Below are 16,945 nucleotides of genomic sequence, written 5' to 3'. Positions count from 1 at the left end.
CCAGAACCTGCTTTGCAGCCGCGGCCGGTCGGGAGAAAGAGAGTGCGTCGGGCGAACCGCCTCGGATCGAACGGGGTCAGATCCTGTCTTCGAGCATGTTCAGCGGATCGACCTGGCGGGGCCGCTGGAGGAGCGCTTCGAGGTGGGTGGTACACAGGTGTGGCGTGTCCGGTTCGATCTCGTACTCGTAGGAGAACTGCTCGCCGTCGTCATCGTCCAGTGCGAGGTGCATCTCCGGGAGGGCGAAAGTCGCCTCCGCGTCACATTCAAGACAACTGTGGCTCCCATCCGACTCGGCGCTGTACTCGCTCAGCGTCAGTCGCGAGAGCTTCGATTCACAGTTGGAACACAGACTGCCCTCCTTCTCTGTGGTTTCGACGTTGACGATGAGTCGCGTGAACCCGGCCTCCAGTCCACAGGAGAGACACTTCATCGGTTCAGGGCTGTGGGGACACCGGACTCTCGGCGGGACCCGCAGTCTGTTCGGTGAGTTCCCCGTAGTGTTTGTCACAGAGCGCGGGACTCGGTGGCTCCATCGAGTACTCCGATCGCGAGATCCGTTTCCCGTCGATCTCGACGACGTACGCCCGCCACGCCGGCAGCGCGTAGAACCCGTCGCGGTCACACAGCACGCACTCCTCGTCCGTCCAGTCACCGTTCTCGAGCATCTGTCCGAACTGCTCGTGTTCACACTCCGGACACAACACACCGACCTCTGACTCGGTGACCGTATCGACCACCGCTCTGTTGTACGAACTCCGACGGCCACACGCCACACATTGCATTCTTGAATCCTCCTGAAACGTACGGGTCCTCGGTTGGGACTCTACAAATTATCGTTCGAGATAATCAAGGTGACTATGAGATGGATTAGCATCTATTGTTTTCACACCTGTTCTATATTATCACACATCTAGAACAAGAAAACCCCCAGACTACAGCAGTACTATGCTAATTCTTAAAAGATTAAATCACTTTTTGGCTGTCCCACTACTTTCAGCTCCACACGCCCCCGCCATCGCGTGGTTTTAGGCTGTAACTAGTCCAGTTGAAACCAGGCATTCAGACGCTAGAACGCGTGCTCATCTGGTATTTGCCAGCGCACGTAGAGCTGTGGACTGCATCACTCTCGTCGAGGCTGTCGTCCATTCTGGGGAGACCGCGACACGAGCCGTTTCTATATTCTGCAACGGTTCTCTATCGCTACGTACTGTGAGCGAATTCAGGGCAGTACAGCGTGTTGTTCCTCGAATGTGCTCGCAGTCGAGCGGAGAGCACGTAGGCTATTCGTAACTCCGGCCGCTTCGGTAGTATCAGATTCGATAGCTGCGGGTTCATCACATCAATGGGACAGGCAGAGGATGTCGGTCGCGAGTGTCTGGCTGTCCGTGACAGCTAGCCGGTGCTGGGAGCCGGCGCCGACAGCAGCGCGTCGAACACTTTCCGCTCGGCTTTGCGGAGATGCTGGTGGAAGGTGGGCGATGCGATGCCGAGGGAGTCGGCGACGTCTTCGCCGGCGGCGTCACGGGGCCACTCGAAAAAGCCCGCGTGGTAGGCGGCTTCCAACGTGGCGCGCTGTCGGTCGGTGAGATCTGCCAGGAGGCGTCGATGCGCGGAGTTCGGGTCGTCGGGTGCACGACTGATCTGGCGCCGCCGGAGCATCTCGGCCCCCGGGTAGGTCGCTTCGACGACGTCGATGAGTTCGCGCACGTCGACGTTCGGCGTGAGGTGGATCGTCATCCGGAAGTCGCCGTCTTCGATGACTGCCCTGTCGAAATACCCGCCGCGAGACGCGACGACCGAGAGCACCGGCGGGTCGACCGTTCGCACCTCGAAGCGCACCGGATCGTCCTCGGAGTGGACGGTGACTGCCTCCCAGTGCGGGACCGTTTCGACGAGGCTTCTGACGGTTTCGACGGCGTCGGGCGTCGCCGTGCCGTAGACGAGGAACTCGCTGTCTTCGACCGGGACGGCGTGGTCCAGCGTGATCCGGCCGCTCGTCTCGGTCGGGTGATCGACGCCCGAGAACACGTCTTGCACCTGGAAGTCGAGTTCGACGAGTTCGTCGCTCATCAGCGCCTGCTTGCGCTCCGTCGCGGCGATCGCGTGACCGACGACCTCACCGAGTTGACCGATGACGTCGCGTTCGGACCCCTGGAACGCGTCCGGCCGTGCGGCGTACACGTTCAGGACGCCGTAGAAACTCTCCTCGTGGACGATCGGGATCGACGCGGACGAGCGAAAGCCGTACGGCTCGATGGCCTCGCGCCAGGGATCGTGTCTGGCGTCGGTTTCGACGTCGGTCGTCACCTGTGGTTCACGAGTGCGGATGGCCCGTCCGGTCGGGCCTGCACTTCGGTCGTCCGCGGGATCGGCGGAGATCGTGATCTCGTCGAGATACCCGTCCACGCCGGCCTCCGTGCGGAGGTTCACCGTCTGCGACGCGGCGTCGATGTCTCCGATCCAGGCGAACAGGTACGACTCCGTCTCGGCGAGGCGCTCGCAGACAGTGCGTTCGATCTCCGCCCGCGTGGACTGGTCGATGACGGCACTGGTGATGTCGCGGACGACCTCGTTGAGATGGTTCACCGCTTCGAGTTGCTGACGCTGGCGTTCCAGTTCGAGTTCGGCTTCCTTGCGTTCCGTGATGTCGGTCAGTGCGCCCGGGAACGTGACGGGTGTCCCGTCGTCGTCACACTCGACGTGCCCGCGGGCCACCACCCACCGCCGTTCGCCGTCGGCGTTCCAGACGCGGTACTCCGATTCGTACTCCCCACAGGCGTCGAGCGCCGTTTCGATCTCTGCTTCGACCCGGTCGCGATCCTCCTCGTGAACGGCCGAGACGAACGAGCCGAGCGTCACGCCCTCCCGCGCAGCTTCCGGGTCCACGCCGAACTTCGTGGCGAGCGCGGGGCCAGTCACCATCTCGTCGTCGGGAACGTGCCACTCCCAGGTTCCGATGGCGCCGGCCTCTGTCGCGGCTTCGAGCTGCGATTTGGCGTCCTCGAGTTCGCGCTCGTACTCTTTCCGTTCGGTGATGTCCTGTGACATCCCCATCGCGGCGAAGATTTCACCGTCGTCGTCGCGAACCGGCGCGAAGTGGAACCGGTAGTGGCTCCCGCCGACCGATTCCTCGAACGTCGCGGTCTTCCCCTCTAGCGCCGCTTCGTAGTGCGGGGCGACGACGTCGGCCAGCTCCTCGGAGAGCGCCTCGCGGAGGTGTTCTCCTTCGAGATCTTCCCTCGATACGTCCGTGTCCCCCATGGGCGTTCCGCCGAAGGAGACGTACCGGAGCGTCTCGTCGACGAGTGCGACCGCGCCGTTCGGGAAGTTCTCGACGAGCGTCCGATAGCGCCGACGGTACTCCTCGAGGTTCCGCTCGCGCTCCTTGCGCTCGGTGATGTCCCGGAAGTACACCGAAATCCCGCTCTCCGAGGAGTACACGTGGTTTTCGAACCACGCATCGAGCGGTTCGTAGTACTCCTCGAAGGATCTCTTCTCGTGTGATTCGACGGCGTCCTTGAACGTCCTGGACGCGACCGCTCCTGGTTCCAGGACGTCCCAGATGTCCACACCGATGACTTCCGCCTCCGATATGTCGAGCAGGTCGGCCGCGTAGTCGTTGACGTACGTGAACCGCAGTTCGTTGTCGAGCGCGAAGAACCCGTCCTCGATGCGGTCGAACACCTCGTCGAGTTCGGCCTCGAGGATCTCACGCTGCTGAGCGAGTCGCCGCTCCCTGGCCTTCCGCTCGCTCACGTCACGAGCCACCCCGGTGAATCCGACGATCGTCCCGTCGTCCTCGGTCATGGCGCTCGCGCTGAACTCGTAGGGAATCGCGTTTCCGGCGGCCGTTTCGAGCGGGAGTTCGACCGTGAAGCTCTCCCCGTCGGTGAGCACCTGCTCGACCGTTTCCCTGGTCTCCTCGGCCGCCTCGTCGGCGATGAAGTCGACGGGACCCATCGCTTCGATCTCCTCGTCCCGGTACCCCGTCACCTCGCGGAGACGGTCGTTCCACCGGCGGAACTGTCCGTCGGCGTCGAACGCGTAAACGATGTCGCGCTGGTTGTCGAGGATGCTCTCGGTGAAGGCCTTCTCCTCGCGGAGTCGCTGTTCGTACTCCCGCCGTTCGGTCATGTCCTGGGTGACCTTGGCGTACCCGGTGAGGTCCTCACCGTCGTAGATCGGCGTGATCGTCGCCTTCGCCCAGAACCGTGACCCGTCGGCCCGGACGCGCCACCCCTCGTCCTCGACCGAACCGGTGGCCCGCGCCTCGGCGAGGTTCTGTGTGGGGACGTCCGCCGCCCGCTCCTCGTCCGTATAGAACACCGAGAAGTGCTCGCCCACGATCTCCGCGGCGTCGTATCCCTTGATCCGCTCGGCGCCGGCGTTCCAGGTCTGGACGTAGCCGTCGCGGTCGAGCGTGAAAATCGCGTAGTCTTCGACCGCGTCGACGAGCGACTCGAACTTCTCGCGTTCGGTCCTGTGTGCGCGCTCCGACCGCTTGCGGTCCGTCACGTCGTAGTAGAGTTCGACTCGGCCGCCGGCGTACGCCCCGTGCTCGATGGGCTTGCTACGGTGTTCGAGCCAGCGTTCCCGTCGATCCCCGTCCGGGGTCACCCGGCACTCGAACCGTTCCGTGTCCGTGTTGTCGTCGTAGGTCGCCAGCACGGTGTCGGCGAACTCGGACGAGTCTGCGATCACCGACGCGATGGTCGATTCGACGAGGTGGCGCTTGTCCCGCCCGAGGACCTGCTCGCGGTCGAGGCCGAGGTATCGCTCGGTCGCGTCGTTGATCCAGGCCACCTCGAAGTCCTCGTCGAGCACGAACACGCCGACCTCGGCTCGGTTGAGGACGTCGTCGATCAGCGATTCGGCAGCGGCGGGCCAGTCCGGGGCCGACTGCTCGTCTGTCCCCGTCGCCTGCGGTCGCCACCACACGCGCGCGCTCGCCCCCACTTTCTTGGTTTCGAGCCGCCCCTGCTCGACGAGTCGCTCCAGCCGTTCGTACGTGCTCCGACGACCCAGATCGAGCGCTGTCGCCACCTCCGTCGTCGTCAACGGCGGACCGGTCACGTCGAACAGCGCGAGCGTCTCCCGAAGGCTCTCGGTCAACGAATCGGCGTCCATGATTGCGTTGTGCCGGCCACGAGGTATTAACCCTCCGCCGGTGGAGGAAAGTGGGTCGCTCCTGTCGCGACAGGGTCTGGTAGCTACTGTGGAGCGAGCGGCCGAAACCGAAGCAATCTGACACGCATCTGGCTCAGTTCGTCCCTCAATGCGGGCCTAACCATTTTTAGTACAGCCTTACAGGCACTCGCCGCCGAAGCGAACCCACACCGACGCCGTCTGGTCGGAGTGTCCCATCATGACCCAGTCCACCTACGAAAACACGGAGACCCAGCCGGGAGCGACCGAGTTGACCGAGAGCGAGCGCTTCCGGTTGCTCGCTGTAGAGCGCCGCAGAGACACGCTCGCCGTCGTTACGGATCGGCCTGCGCCCTTCGAACTGACGGATCTGGCGACGGCCGTCGCCACGCGGGAGCGCGACGTGGAGACGCCCGCCGAGGAGACCGTCGAGGAGGTGGCGGTGTCGCTGCACCACGTCCACCTCCCGCTGATGGACGACCTCGGAATTATCGACTACGTACCGGACACGAACCGCCTCGAGGCGTGTTACGCGTCACCCGACGTCCTCTCCCACTAGGTCACGTCGTCTGTCTCACCGGTTCTGGGATCCTGATCGCGGGCCGAACGCAGGGGTGGCAGCGTCGCGTAGCCCTGCCACGTCAGCGCAGGCCCTCGTCGTAGAGGTCGGTGTCGAGATCGGTTTCGTCGACCCTGTCGACGTCGACGGTGACGAGGTTTCCTTCGGGATCCGTGATGTCGAACTCGTCGCGCATCACGTAGACGCCGCCGGTGTCGATCGCTGCGGCCTGTGCCGGGTAGAAATCGAACTGCTCACTCGTCCCCAGATACTCGCCGATACGCGTGTTGTACTCGCTGAAGATGTCCGAGCCCGCGACGTCCGGGCGAGGCGTCCACTCGACGACGTCCGACACCACCTGGAAGAGGCCACCGGGATAGAAGTTGTTCGCCCGGACGAGTGCTTTCCCTCCGCCGTCGACGAGCCCGAAGTCGTCGTCGGGTTCGAGCAGGACGTCACCGTTCCCCGCATCGCCGCTCGGCGTCCCCGTCGCGGGAGTGCCGGTGGTCGATGTCTCCGTTGCGGGCGTGTCGGTCGCCTGTGCGTCCGTCGCGTTCCCTGCCGTATCTCCGCTCGGCGCGCCGACGAGGTCTACGTACTGGTCTCCGCCTGCGACGGGTTCGAAGGTCACGGTGACGAGTCCCTCTTCGGCGCCGTCTTCGAACGGCGTGATCTCCGTGCCCAGCGCGTAGACCTCACCCTCTTCGACCTGGGCGTCCTGGGCGGTGTAGAACAGCACGTCTTCGCCGGTGAGCAGGTACTCGGCGAAGCGCATGTTGTAGCGCTGGGAAAACTGGGGCAGCCCCGCCAGATTCGGCGTCTGTTCGATGACGGGGGAGATGATGCGGACCTGGCCGCCGGGGTGGAACTCGTTGTTGTACATCACCGCTTCACCGCCGCTCGCCTGCTGGTCGCCGCTGTCCTGGGCGAGCACGCCGCTCGGACTGCCGAGACCGAGCCCGACGCTGCCCGCTGCCAGCGCTCCTTTCTTCACGAACTCCCGACGGAAATCGACGATGGAATCGAAGACGCCGTCGCTCTGTGAGTCAGTCATCCTCTGGGTCCTCCAGTGTGACGTTCACCGTTCGCAACCGTAACGAGAGAGCCTGCGACAGCAGGGTGCGAACACGTTCTCGCCCCAACTGTCACCGCCTCCCCAGCCGACTCGTTTCGGCTGTCGACCTCGCCTGTTGACCGTGCCATCCCAGCTAGCGTCGGCTCTCCGGCAGTACGTTTCCGTCCCACTCCGTGCGAGAACGAGCGATGGCGGAGTCGACCGCCGATACTCGGCTACTCTTCATTCTCGAACATCACTCGCCACCGTCCGACAAGTCCGCCGAAGACCCACTCCTGCAGCGACAGTTCTTCCTCTGCGGCGTCGTCCGCCCCGGATATGTGTTCGCCGGTGTGTGCGTAGTTGAGGACCCCGACGAGAACGACGCCGCCGAGCGTGTTGCCGAGGAAGACCGGCAGCAGAAACTCCCAGACGAGCGGCACCAGTGCTGCCCCGCCGCGGAAAAACAGGAAGAGGGCGTCGCCGATCGAGGTGATGATGTGGAACAGACCGACGACGGGGATCAGGTAGATGAGGAGATACGTGATGACGATACGTCCGACCGTGTCTCGCGTTCCGTGATCGACCCAGACGAGCCCGCCGACCAGCCAGCCCGCGAAGACGCCTTTGAAGAAGACGCCCCACCACGAGACGTGCATCGCCTCGGTGGCGAACTGCTCGGCGACGGCCGCCTCCGCCGGCGAGAGCACGGCGGTGTTCGCCAGGACGAAGGCCCCGATCCCGACGCCGACGACGTTCCCCAGCAAGACGAGTCCCCAGACGCGGAACAGCGCCGGAATGCTCGACAGCCGGGTGAGCACGAGCGTCACCGGCGGCAGCGTGTTCTCGGTGTAGAGCTGGTAGTGGCCGATGACGATGATCACGAACCCGATCGGATACAGCACCGGTTTGACGAGTCGTGCGAGCCCGCCGGCGTCGCCGACCATGGCGCTCACGACCGTGTATCCCAGCAGCGTGATAGTGATCCCAAAGCCGGCTGCGATCCCGCTGTAGAACAGTTCGGCGTGCGTGTCTTCGACTTCCTGTTCGGCGCTGGCGACGATCCGCTGGAAGATCTCGCTCGCCGAGAACCGATCGCGGGTCGCCGTACCGCCCGCGGGCGCGCCGCTCTGGGCCTGATCGATCCCGACCTGCAAGCTCTCGTTGGGGAGGTCATCCTCCGAGGACACAGTATCCGTCCTTCGGGACCGTAACTGAAATACCGCAGGCAGAGCCGCGCTAACACGCAAGCACCACACATTTAGATTCAGTGTGGCTCTCAGTGCGCCACCGCTTCGGGCGTCTGTGGTTGACAGCACACCGCATCAGACTCGCCGGTGGAGGAGAGCCTGACCGCCTGCGGAACTGGCCCGGACTCACTGGCCGAGCTGAGATCGTCCCCACATATTATGGTGATACAACCAGTCAGATACAGCTGTGGTGATGGGATGAGTTCGACTGACGAAGCAGCGAACGACGACGAGTACGGAGAGGCCGAGATCAACGACCGCGGGCGACTGACGATCCCGAAGGAACTTCGGGACGACCTCCACCTCGAAGAAGGAACGACGTTCACGGTCGTGCGAGAGGGATCTGACATTCGGCTCGTCCGTCACCTTCCCGAGCTACAGACGCTCTCCTCGGGGAGATCCCGGGACGAGTGGGGTGAGGACGCGTTTCGCAACGCGGGCGAGGCGACCTTCGGAGGACGGTAGATGCGGCTGCTCCCCGATCTGAACGCCCTCTCTATCCAGTTGATCGACGATCACCCGGGCCACCAGTACGTCGCTGAGGAGGTGAGTCCCGCGCTTCAGGGAGAACACACGCTCCTCATGTTCGGCTATCTGCCGCTGCGAGTTCAGTGGGTCCTGGAAGATCTGGGGTTCTCGACGGTCGAGGCGCGTAACGCGGTGAGCTCGCTGCTCCAGTACCCCATGGAACCGGTCGACGTCACGCCGGCGACGATACTCGACGCGTACGAGATCAGCGCAGCGAAAAACCACGACGTGTACGACTGTTTCTACGTCGCGCTCGCGCGGGAAGCGGACGCCGACAAACTCGTGACGACCGACCGGGACTTCGCGGACCTCTGTGCGGACGAGCCGTTCGAGTACGAGAATCCCGTCCCCGAGGACGTTCTCGCCGAGTTCCACGCCGTCTCGACGTAGGCCCAGCCGCTAGCCGAATCGCGCCAGCGTCGCCTCGGTCGTCTCCGCGAGGTACTCCCGAACGTCGGCTCGTCGCCACCCGACCGGCGAGAGGACGCTCTCGGCCGCCCGGACGAGCAGATCAGCGTAGAACGCCGGATCGTAGTCCGTGGGCGACTCGGCCGCGAGCGTCACGCGGTCGCGCGAGGACTTCTCGTCGTCGACGACGACGTACCGGACGTGCTCTCCGGGATGGACGTCGCGGCCGGCGTCGGCCGCCCGTTCGAGCGCGGCGACGGTGTGCGTGTACTGGCCGTAGGCGCCCGCGGCTTTCGACGTCCGCTTGTCGATCACCAGTCGCTCGGGGTCGACCTCCCCTGCCCGGAGCCGTGCGAGTTCGCGAGCCAGCCGGTCACAGACCGCTTCGGGCGACCGGTGCGCGTCGAAACAGTCCACGAGGTCGCGCTGAACGTCGGCCACGTACGCCGGTGTGCTCCGCTGGCGACACTCGATGCCCCGGTACTTGTACGCCTCGGCGTCGGCGACCGCCCCGAAGTACTTGGTCAGCGCGCCGGCGTCGCTGTCCCGTCGCGGGACGAACGCGATCCAGTCGTACTCGTTCTCGTATTCGAGGCGGATGCCCACGTCGTCCGTGATCTCCGCGGCGACAGCGGGCAGCGGCCGTTGGGTCGCGTCCGGCCGTGGAGTCACCCAGATGCTATCGACGATGCCGTGGACGACGCGCCAGCCGGCGGCTTCCAGCGCCTCCTTGGCGTCCAGGAGGATCTCCCGGGCGTAGGCGTTGATCGCCTCGTGGCACTCGATGCGGCCGAACTTGGCGTTCGAAAACCCCTGGTAGCCGAAACAGGACACCAGGATCCACTTGATCGCACTCGACCGCCCCTCTAGCTCGCGAATCCGTTCGGGGTCGGTCGCGGCCGCGATCTCGTCTTTGATGGCGTCGCGGTCGTCGACGAGCGGCTGGAGCACGTCGGGGAGGTAGCCCCGCTCGTCACAGACGCTGTACCCGAGCCCGGGCACGTCTTCGCGGTCGGCGTGGCAGTCACACCGGATCTTGTCCGGCGAGACGTTGTACTCGCAGATGATGTTGGGATAGAGCGAGCTGAAGTCGAGTTCGTGGACCGTCTCGTGGACGCCGACGCTGGGGGAGAAGGTGAACCCGCCCCGATCCGCGTCCTGGAGCTGTCTCGCCGTCTTGAACTGCTCGTGGCGCCAGGACTTCCAGGGGACCAGCACGTCCCGGGCCAGCGCTTCCCGGATCTGGATCGCCGTGAGGACGTTGCCGATCGACGCCCAGGACAGTTCCTGCAGGGGTTTCCAGGACCGACGCACCAGATCGAGACAGCCCTCCAGGTTCGTCTCGGTGTAGAAGAAGGTGTTCGACCGGTCGACGAGCGCACGCCCGGGCACGTCGTACCGGGCCGGCGAGTGGCCGACCCGCCCGTAGCTGGTGTAGGTGGACTCGCCGGCCAGTTGCTGCCAGCCCGGTCGCCGCCCGAGCTGTAACTCGCGGTCGTGATCGGCGGCCACCTCGTAGAGCGTCGGGACGAGGTCGCCGGCGCTGACGACGAGCACGTCGGGATCGACGGCGTCGACGCGCGTCTGAATCGCGTCGAGTATCTCGGGAACGGGCCCGCTGTGGACGTCGCCGTCGATCCTGACGGTGGACAGGTCGTCGTTGTCGAGGGCGACCGGCGAGACCGCCAGTTCGAGCGTCGTCGGGTCGCGCTCGGGGACGGGGGCGGTGCCGGTCTCCAGGCAGTAGCGGAACTCCCGGGAGAAGTCCACGTTGTAGAGGCGATACTCGCCGGGGTCGCCCCAGCGGCGGATGCGGGTGGCGGCCCGGCGCACGTCGTCGATTCGCTCGACGTCGAGGCGGACGACCGGTTCCGGGTCGTCGCGGAAGGCAGTCCGGTGGCGTTCGACGCTCGTCGTCGTCACGTACGGAAGCGCGGCCGCCCGGTCCGCGAGCGCGTCGACGGCCGACGAGGCCGACGCGTACAGCGTCGGGCGGTACGTCTCGTCCAGTTCACACTCGGCGCCGTCGGCCGTCAGCGACCACGTGCGCACGCCGTCGTCGAGGTACTCGACCGTGAACATCTGTCAGCTCCTGTCCGTCGGCGCTGACTGTTCGCCGGCGCGCTCGCCGTCGGTCGGCTCGTCGGCTTCGAGGGTTGCCACACGGGCTTCGAGGTCCGCGACGCGGGCTTCGAGTTCCTGGCGGCGTTTCTCCTGGCCGAGCGACATCGAAAACAGAACCGGAAGCAGTGGCGACTCCCGGTTGAGATAGCCGGCGGCGTCCGCGTGGGCGCGTGCGTACTCGAACAGGTCGTCGAAGTACTCTTTGTCACCGTGTCGGAGCGCTCGCCGGTACGCCTGCCAGCGCTCTTCGATCGACTGCAGGACGCCCCGGAACGTGGGATTCGTGCGCCCCATCCGTCAGCCCTCCAGCGCCTCCGGCGTGATCGGCTGACTCTCGCCGACGCTGTAGCGCTCGTACAGCGGCGTTCTGGCGTCGAGGATCTCGGCCCAGTACGCCAGCGTGGTCTGGACGTAGCCGCCCGGCAGTTGGTAGACGAGCGTCTCGTGGTCGCCGCCCTCGAACCGGACGCCGAGGTCGGTCTGCCGGCACGTGATCGTTCTGGTCGCTGCCGTCTCGAACGGCGCCGACAGGGCGTCGTCCTCCCACCGCGTGACGAGCACTGGCACGTCCAGCGTGCGAGCGAGCGTCTGGAGCCGAGCGAGGACGCGGTAGAGCAGGGCTTCGGCCACGTCTTCGCCGACGTCGTCGTCGCGGTACAGCCCGTCGACGGCGGGGCAGACGACGAGCGACACCGAGTCTGGGGTCACTGACCGGGCGTCGCGGTCGTCGGACTCGCACAGGGAAAACAGGTGCTCGACGAGCGCGGCGTGCTGGTACGCCGTGAACCCGCGCGCGACCGAGACGCGGTCGAGCAGTCGCGGACTCGGTGCGAGCGCGGACAGCGTGTCCGTCCGTGCGTGATCGAGCGCGTCGATCCAGACGGCCTGACCGGTCCCGTCGCCGAGCAACAGCGTATCGATGACGAGCGACTGCAGGGGTTTCAGCGGCCGGCCCTCGCCGGCCACGCGCAGCAGGGTGAGGCCGGGCTCTAACCGTGGCAGTTCGGGAATCGAGTCGAGTTGACGCATGGTCGATACCAGCGAGCAAGGACGGATAAGCGATGCAGGGGGCTTTCCGGATTTCCGGAAATCCGGAAACGCCCCGGTGTGGCACTGGCCCCACTGGCGGGCGATCCCTCTCCATAGAGTGCGTCTGGCGCAGAAAGAGGCGGTTCGGCGGTGCGTGCGGGGCTACTGACAGGCGAGTTCGTACCCGTACTCGCGGAGCGCAGCGGCGACGACGAGCCGGAACTTGGGATCGATCTCGTATTTCGGGATCGCGGTCTGTTCAGTTCGGACCTTGTAGAACTGGTACGTCGTGACGTCCAGCGTGCCGTCGTCCATCTCGGTCGCGACCTCGACGCGCAGTTCGTCTTCGACCGCGTAAACCTCGGTGTTGAGCGGCCGATCTCGCCTGCGCATCTCCACCGTGAGCTCGCCGTCGCGACGCGCGCTGTGTGTCGGGTGGTCCTCGTTCATGGTCTCCTCCGGACGACGTCCCGCCGGTTCGCAACGGACTCCTTGCCACCGTCTCATTGCAGTTCCGAGAGGACTGTCCGAACATACATTATGATATTTGAAAAATGTGTTGGCCGACCGCGGACGTTTACCTCCGCTGAAAAGGCCGTAGGGCTGCACTCGTTGTAGATTTCGTCAGACTTGCCGCCAGCCCTAGTTATCAACTTTGATAACTTAGGGTGGTGAGTAGGGCGAGCCCCGCTCACACAATCAGCACTCGCCCGAGACAACGGGCGGTCAGGAGTCCTCGAAGTACTGCGGGGGAACGGCGACGTCCGCGGGTTCGTGGACGCCGTCGCCGGCGGCGGGGCCGTCCGTCTCGGTCGCGGCGTGCTGTTGCTGGACGAGCGCGTCCCAGAAAGGCGGTCTCGTTGGCTGGGTTTCCGGAATCGTCCGCCCCTGGAGTTCCGGTGGTGCGGTCAGAAGCCGGTCTGCAGGGACCGCGTCATCGGCCGTCGGTGAGACGAGACGGCACTGCAAGAGCGCGTACTGATAGGACCCCTCCACGACCGTCAGGATCGTCGGCAGTCGCTCGAGGCAGGCGTCGTCGGGGATCGTGAACCGTTCGCGGGCTCTGAAGACGGTGAACTCGTCACCGCTCTGTGCCGGACAGAGGACCAGCGGAAACGCGTCGAGCGGCTGGGCGGCCGTCTCTCGGTCGATAGCGAGCAACCAACCCCGCGAACGGACGACGGCGTCCGGCCCGAGCCGTTCCTCCGGCGTGAGGAACTCGTGGATCGGCGTCGCACGGTCCGCGGGGGAAGGATCAGTTGGCATGCATTTGGGGGGTGGAACCGGGGACTGTCCCGAACGCGGGACCGAGCCCGCGTCGCAGTCCACCGGTTCCGCGTTGTGGCGTGCTATCTGGCGGTTCGGTTCCGGCGCTACTTGGTTTTGTGGGTGACTGCGCGTGCGTGAACCGGTTCACCCGACCAGTGCTGGCGCAGTCGGGGCTCTGCTGACAGACACGTCGAGAGAGATGGGAGGGGTCAAGTACCAGCCTCGTACTGCGCGGTGTCACTGACCGTGACCCGCGCCCGGTGGTAGTTGACCGTCTCGTGCGTTCACCAGGACCGCGACGAATCAGTGGTCGCTGCTGGTCCACGGTCGTGGACGCAGCCGGTGCCAACGCAGTGCGCGGTTCCTGGTACGCCTCACGTTCGGACCCATCCCTAAAATGTACTTTTATGTATACATGATATGTGAGGGGAACGCGTGAACTATCAGGAAACGTGGATGGAAGAACTGGGTGCACCCGGTCGGCCTCGTCGACTTCGAACGTAATTACGACATGTATCGAACGGGTGTAATTTCAGTCATACATCGTCTGCGGTGGTCTGCCTGCCGAGACGAACCCGGAGCAAGCCCGGTGATCTGTCCGGTCGTCGTGATGTTTACGACTGAGTCGTACGGAGTATGACGCCGCCGTCTGAAATGATATGATTATGATATCGGTGGGCTTTGATGCCGTGCTGTGACGGGGCTACTCCCAGACGGTCGAGACAGTGGCTCGAATCGCGAGAATCTGCCCGTTTCGCGTTCGCCACTATCGTCACTGTGGGACTGCAGAGGCGGCTCGATCTCGAACGTGCAAACGATCTGTCCTCTATTGCAGCTGGCGCATCGTATAACAGCCACTCAGACGTGCGCATCCACCCGACGAAGTAGGAACGTGGCGGTCACGTAATACTAACGCACGGATCGAGATAATTATGACATATTCATAGCACTGCCAGTATCTCACGAGAGAAGGAGCAATATCGCTGCTGTCTGCTGGTTCTGTCTCACCATATTTCAGTCATCTTCCTGGTAATTTGGACGTTTCATGTTTGCAGAAAAACGATTTTTACGTCCCATCTCGTTCGTTCGAGTACCAGGACCGCGACCGAGCCACAGTCAGCCGTCACACGCTCAGCTCATTGCCCGGATCGATGCGTACCGGTCCTGGTGGGCACTCGGGACGTCACGCGCTCGTCCGTGGACTTCGGCCACAGCCGACCCGAGTGCTCGCTTCCACTCATCCCTTCGCGACACTGTCCTCACCCCCAGTCTGTTTACTCGTCTCCGAGCCGTGGCAACTCTCCGTGTTGTTCGCGCCTGGCGATGTCTCGGACGTAGAGTCGGACCTTGCGAACGAGGTCCGTGCGGTCCTCGTAGGTGTAGACCTGCGCATCCCAGCGCTCGACGACGGACGCGATCATCGCGCTTCTGACGCCGGACTCGTGGACGAACGCCACGCGCTCGTCGTGGCCCGTCTCACCGACGTCGTCCCGCTGGAAGATCGCCTCCAGGACAGAGCCCGTTTCGATGCCGACGCCGAGATTGTCGCCGAGTTTCGGGACGAGATAAACGACGGCGTTGCTCGCGAGCGCGAACTCGATGCTCTGCGTTGCGGCGTCTGTCTCCGCCAGCGGAATGTCGATATCCAACGCGAGGAACGCATTCACGCCGGGTTTCGTCCGGAGGGTATCGCGGACCTCGAGCAACAGATCGAGCATGGCTTCGTCCCCGTCGAGTTCGCCGTCCGAGTCGACGAGCGCGCCGAAATCGATCGATTCCGGGAGCGACGCCAGGTCCACCACGTCGGTCGGGTCTTCGGCCTGTTCGAGCGCGCTCCGAATATCGAACGCCGTGTACGGCCCCATGAGATAGACGAGCAACTGCGAGTGTACGACGTCTCCCAGTTCCCCCCTGATCCGGTCGCGCATACTCGGCGTTCCGACCCATACTACTTAAAGACTTGGCGTTTTCGAACATCACTGAGTCAGCAAACGCTTTGTGGTCGCGGTCGGTATGCTTCGACATGGGCGAGACCGAGCGGCGGGACGACCTCGAAAACGGGCCGGTTCGGCTACCGGAACAGAGCTTACTGGACCTTTCGGACTACCTCGCCATGCAGCGGGCGATCGGAAACGAACACCGCTTTCGCATCCTCTCACTGCTCGTCGACGAGGGCGCACACAGCGCGAGCGAACTCGCAGACCAGCTCGACGCCGACTCGAACACGCTCCACTACCACCTTGACAAACTGGTCGACGTCGGCCTCGTCGCGAACCGGAAACGCAAAGAGCAGACGAGTGAGGGGCTGTACTCCTACTATCAGGCGACGTCGCTCGGTGAGGGGGTTCTCGAACACGGCGTGCGCGAACTCATCCGCGAGGAGTGGGACCTCCTCGACGCGTACGGCGAGTGACCGAAGTCCGATCACTCGTCCCTGGTGAGTGAACGCGAGCCGCGCGTCAGTACGGTTCCCGCAACTCGGAACGGAAGTACTGGTTCTGTCGTCACAAGTAACTCGGAGAGCGGCCGGGGTTCGGTGAATATGTCGTCTGATTTATATATCCCCGAAATACTGCTGGGCGGCGTATTTAAATTCCCGGGCATACCCGCGATAAACTCTAAACGAGTGGAAGGCTTAAATTAGTCTACGATGCCTCAGATGCTCCAGCGAGCGGCTGACGACCGGCGTCCCGACGTGAAACCAGGCCAGCAGTTCACCGTCCACAAGCGGTTCGTGGGCCTCGACGCAGGCCAGACGGTGGAGGTCGTCGACGCGTCCGACGAGACCCTCGCCGACGGCGCGTATCCAGAGCGGCTCACGCTGCAGTTGACGGGCAGTGAACGGCTCTGGGCAGGCGCCAGCGAGATGCCGTACCACGGCGACGACGTGCGAGCCGCCGTCGAACGCGGCGACCTCGAACTGCTGTAACGCCACGAAACCACGCGATCGGACGCGTCACCAGTCGGGTCCGGTGACGTCGAAGGATTCGCCGACAAGACACTGTGCGCACAGACCCGTGGTCCCGCGACCGACGGGCAATACTCGGGACGGCAGCGGTCGGGCATTCCGGGGCGACACGTTCTTCGGAGAAACGGATCACCACCGACCTCTTTCCACGGAGCGCGTCACAGGGTCGCTCGCCCCAGGAAATCGTCGATAGCTTCGGGTACAGTATCTGGACGAAGTACCTCTTCGTCCGGGGGAGCGTCTGTCCGGAATGTTACGGTACCGTCGACGTGACCAAGAGAGGTGGGCAACCGTTCGTCGTCTCTGTAAACCAGTGTCGGGAATGTCGATTCACCGTTCACGTCCCGGTCGACGTGATCGTCGCGTTCCATCCAGTGGTCATCGAGGCGTTCTGGCAACACGGCGTCTCGCTGCTGGACGTCCCGCTCTGGAGACACTTCGAGTACACCACCGGCGACAGTTGGGAGGCCACTGTCGAATCGACCGATCCGTTCGCTACACACGTCACGATAACGCTCGACGACGCGACGCTCCGGCTTGCGGTCGCCGACGACCTCTCGGTGACACAGGTCGGAGAACGCGCGTAGCAGTTTGCGCTCACACCCCCC

17 protein-coding genes are annotated in these 16,945 nt (G+C 64.3%); 6 read left to right on the top strand and 11 right to left on the bottom strand.

Features of this window, described 5'->3' with window-relative positions; all coding sequences use genetic code 11:
* Nucleotides 1-76: 76 nt before the first annotated feature.
* The 3 genes from ACFR9U_RS20930 to ACFR9U_RS20920 all read right to left on the bottom strand — a co-directional run bounded on the left by ACFR9U_RS20930 (nt 77) and on the right by ACFR9U_RS20920 (nt 5,130).
* A complete protein-coding gene (locus ACFR9U_RS20930) occupies nt 77-433 on the bottom strand; it encodes a hypothetical protein (protein WP_247381091.1) in 357 nt (118 codons plus the stop codon).
* Between the two features lie 4 nt (nt 434-437).
* Nucleotides 438-785: a hypothetical protein gene (locus tag ACFR9U_RS20925; RefSeq protein ID WP_247381092.1), complete on the bottom strand. Its 348-nt coding sequence runs from the start codon at nt 783-785 to the stop codon at nt 438-440.
* 610 nt (nt 786-1,395) lie between these two features.
* Nucleotides 1,396-5,130: a PAS domain S-box protein gene (locus tag ACFR9U_RS20920; RefSeq protein ID WP_247381093.1), complete on the bottom strand. Its 3,735-nt coding sequence runs from the start codon at nt 5,128-5,130 to the stop codon at nt 1,396-1,398.
* A 238-nt stretch (nt 5,131-5,368) separates the two neighbouring features.
* Between ACFR9U_RS20920 and ACFR9U_RS20915 the strand changes: the two genes are divergently transcribed.
* Nucleotides 5,369-5,707: a DUF7344 domain-containing protein gene (locus ACFR9U_RS20915; RefSeq protein WP_247381094.1), complete on the top strand. Its 339-nt coding sequence runs from the start codon at nt 5,369-5,371 to the stop codon at nt 5,705-5,707.
* Nucleotides 5,708-5,789: 82 nt separating this feature from the next.
* Here the strand turns inward: ACFR9U_RS20915 and ACFR9U_RS20910 are convergent, their stop codons facing one another.
* A complete protein-coding gene (locus ACFR9U_RS20910) occupies nt 5,790-6,761 on the bottom strand; it encodes a hypothetical protein (RefSeq protein ID WP_247381095.1) in 972 nt (323 codons plus the stop codon).
* Between the two features lie 236 nt (nt 6,762-6,997).
* On the bottom strand, nt 6,998-7,951 hold the full coding sequence (locus tag ACFR9U_RS20905) for a formate/nitrite transporter family protein (protein WP_247381096.1): 954 nt from the start codon (nt 7,949-7,951) through the stop codon (nt 6,998-7,000).
* Between the two features lie 258 nt (nt 7,952-8,209).
* Between ACFR9U_RS20905 and ACFR9U_RS20900 the strand changes: the two genes are divergently transcribed.
* Nucleotides 8,210-8,476, top strand: a complete 267-nt coding sequence (locus tag ACFR9U_RS20900) for an AbrB/MazE/SpoVT family DNA-binding domain-containing protein (RefSeq protein WP_247381097.1) — start codon at nt 8,210-8,212, stop codon at nt 8,474-8,476.
* Entirely contained in the window at nt 8,477-8,929 is a 453-nt protein-coding gene (locus ACFR9U_RS20895) for a type II toxin-antitoxin system VapC family toxin (protein WP_247381099.1), read from the top strand. It begins immediately after the preceding gene.
* Nucleotides 8,930-8,938: 9 nt separating this feature from the next.
* Here the strand turns inward: ACFR9U_RS20895 and ACFR9U_RS20890 are convergent, their stop codons facing one another.
* From ACFR9U_RS20890 to ACFR9U_RS20865, 6 genes are all read right to left on the bottom strand, one after another.
* On the bottom strand, nt 8,939-11,029 hold the full coding sequence (locus ACFR9U_RS20890) for a type B DNA-directed DNA polymerase (RefSeq protein WP_247381100.1): 2,091 nt from the start codon (nt 11,027-11,029) through the stop codon (nt 8,939-8,941).
* 3 nt (nt 11,030-11,032) lie between these two features.
* Nucleotides 11,033-11,365, bottom strand: coding sequence for a DUF8156 family protein (locus tag ACFR9U_RS20885; RefSeq protein ID WP_247381102.1), 333 nt, complete (start codon nt 11,363-11,365; stop codon nt 11,033-11,035).
* Nucleotides 11,366-11,368: 3 nt separating this feature from the next.
* The gene (locus ACFR9U_RS20880; RefSeq protein ID WP_247381104.1) at nt 11,369-12,100 is read right to left on the bottom strand and encodes a P-loop NTPase family protein; all 732 of its coding nucleotides are present in this window, start codon (nt 12,098-12,100) and stop codon (nt 11,369-11,371) included.
* 162 nt (nt 12,101-12,262) lie between these two features.
* Nucleotides 12,263-12,550, bottom strand: coding sequence for a hypothetical protein (locus tag ACFR9U_RS20875; RefSeq protein ID WP_247381105.1), 288 nt, complete (start codon nt 12,548-12,550; stop codon nt 12,263-12,265).
* Nucleotides 12,551-12,826: 276 nt separating this feature from the next.
* A complete protein-coding gene (locus ACFR9U_RS20870; RefSeq protein ID WP_247381107.1) occupies nt 12,827-13,366 on the bottom strand; it encodes a hypothetical protein in 540 nt (179 codons plus the stop codon).
* Between the two features lie 1,277 nt (nt 13,367-14,643).
* Nucleotides 14,644-15,297: a DUF7509 family protein gene (locus ACFR9U_RS20865; RefSeq protein WP_247381109.1), complete on the bottom strand. Its 654-nt coding sequence runs from the start codon at nt 15,295-15,297 to the stop codon at nt 14,644-14,646.
* A 95-nt stretch (nt 15,298-15,392) separates the two neighbouring features.
* Here ACFR9U_RS20865 and ACFR9U_RS20860 point away from each other — a divergent pair, with 95 nt between their 5' ends.
* The 3 genes from ACFR9U_RS20860 to ACFR9U_RS20850 all read left to right on the top strand — a co-directional run bounded on the left by ACFR9U_RS20860 (nt 15,393) and on the right by ACFR9U_RS20850 (nt 16,924).
* Nucleotides 15,393-15,782 (top strand): ArsR/SmtB family transcription factor, encoded by a 390-nt coding sequence (locus tag ACFR9U_RS20860; RefSeq protein WP_247381111.1) that lies wholly within the window; start codon nt 15,393-15,395, stop codon nt 15,780-15,782.
* A gap of 237 nt (nt 15,783-16,019) precedes the next feature.
* Nucleotides 16,020-16,298, top strand: coding sequence for a hypothetical protein (locus ACFR9U_RS20855; protein WP_247381113.1), 279 nt, complete (start codon nt 16,020-16,022; stop codon nt 16,296-16,298).
* 74 nt (nt 16,299-16,372) lie between these two features.
* Complete coding sequence (locus ACFR9U_RS20850) at nt 16,373-16,924, top strand: DUF7351 domain-containing protein (protein WP_247381115.1); 552 nt, start codon at nt 16,373-16,375, stop codon at nt 16,922-16,924.
* The last annotated feature ends 21 nt before the right edge of the window (nt 16,925-16,945 follow it).

The organism is Halorientalis brevis, assembly GCF_042678165.1.
In the GTDB taxonomy this organism is placed as follows: Archaea; Halobacteriota; Halobacteria; order Halobacteriales; family Haloarculaceae; genus Halorientalis; species Halorientalis brevis.
This window is presented reverse-complemented; position numbering and strand designations above follow the sequence as displayed.

What these genes read in the sequence shown, in the direction of transcription:
- ACFR9U_RS20860 (WP_247381111.1), top strand. Translation starts at nt 15,393, where the DNA reads ATGGGCGAGACCGAGCGGCGGGACGACCTCGAAAACGGGCCGGTTCGG.
- ACFR9U_RS20875 (WP_247381105.1), bottom strand. Translation starts at nt 12,550, where the DNA reads ATGAACGAGGACCACCCGACACACAGCGCGCGTCGCGACGGCGAGCTC.
- ACFR9U_RS20855 (WP_247381113.1), top strand. Translation starts at nt 16,020, where the DNA reads ATGCCTCAGATGCTCCAGCGAGCGGCTGACGACCGGCGTCCCGACGTG.
- ACFR9U_RS20900 (WP_247381097.1), top strand. Translation starts at nt 8,210, where the DNA reads ATGAGTTCGACTGACGAAGCAGCGAACGACGACGAGTACGGAGAGGCC.
- ACFR9U_RS20880 (WP_247381104.1), bottom strand. Translation starts at nt 12,100, where the DNA reads ATGCGTCAACTCGACTCGATTCCCGAACTGCCACGGTTAGAGCCCGGC.
- ACFR9U_RS20895 (WP_247381099.1), top strand. Translation starts at nt 8,477, where the DNA reads ATGCGGCTGCTCCCCGATCTGAACGCCCTCTCTATCCAGTTGATCGAC.
- ACFR9U_RS20920 (WP_247381093.1), bottom strand. Translation starts at nt 5,130, where the DNA reads ATGGACGCCGATTCGTTGACCGAGAGCCTTCGGGAGACGCTCGCGCTG.
- ACFR9U_RS20930 (WP_247381091.1), bottom strand. Translation starts at nt 433, where the DNA reads ATGAAGTGTCTCTCCTGTGGACTGGAGGCCGGGTTCACGCGACTCATC.
- ACFR9U_RS20925 (WP_247381092.1), bottom strand. Translation starts at nt 785, where the DNA reads ATGCAATGTGTGGCGTGTGGCCGTCGGAGTTCGTACAACAGAGCGGTG.
- ACFR9U_RS20890 (WP_247381100.1), bottom strand. Translation starts at nt 11,029, where the DNA reads ATGTTCACGGTCGAGTACCTCGACGACGGCGTGCGCACGTGGTCGCTG.
- ACFR9U_RS20885 (WP_247381102.1), bottom strand. Translation starts at nt 11,365, where the DNA reads ATGGGGCGCACGAATCCCACGTTCCGGGGCGTCCTGCAGTCGATCGAA.
- ACFR9U_RS20865 (WP_247381109.1), bottom strand. Translation starts at nt 15,297, where the DNA reads ATGCGCGACCGGATCAGGGGGGAACTGGGAGACGTCGTACACTCGCAG.
- ACFR9U_RS20915 (WP_247381094.1), top strand. Translation starts at nt 5,369, where the DNA reads ATGACCCAGTCCACCTACGAAAACACGGAGACCCAGCCGGGAGCGACC.
- ACFR9U_RS20910 (WP_247381095.1), bottom strand. Translation starts at nt 6,761, where the DNA reads ATGACTGACTCACAGAGCGACGGCGTCTTCGATTCCATCGTCGATTTC.
- ACFR9U_RS20870 (WP_247381107.1), bottom strand. Translation starts at nt 13,366, where the DNA reads ATGCCAACTGATCCTTCCCCCGCGGACCGTGCGACGCCGATCCACGAG.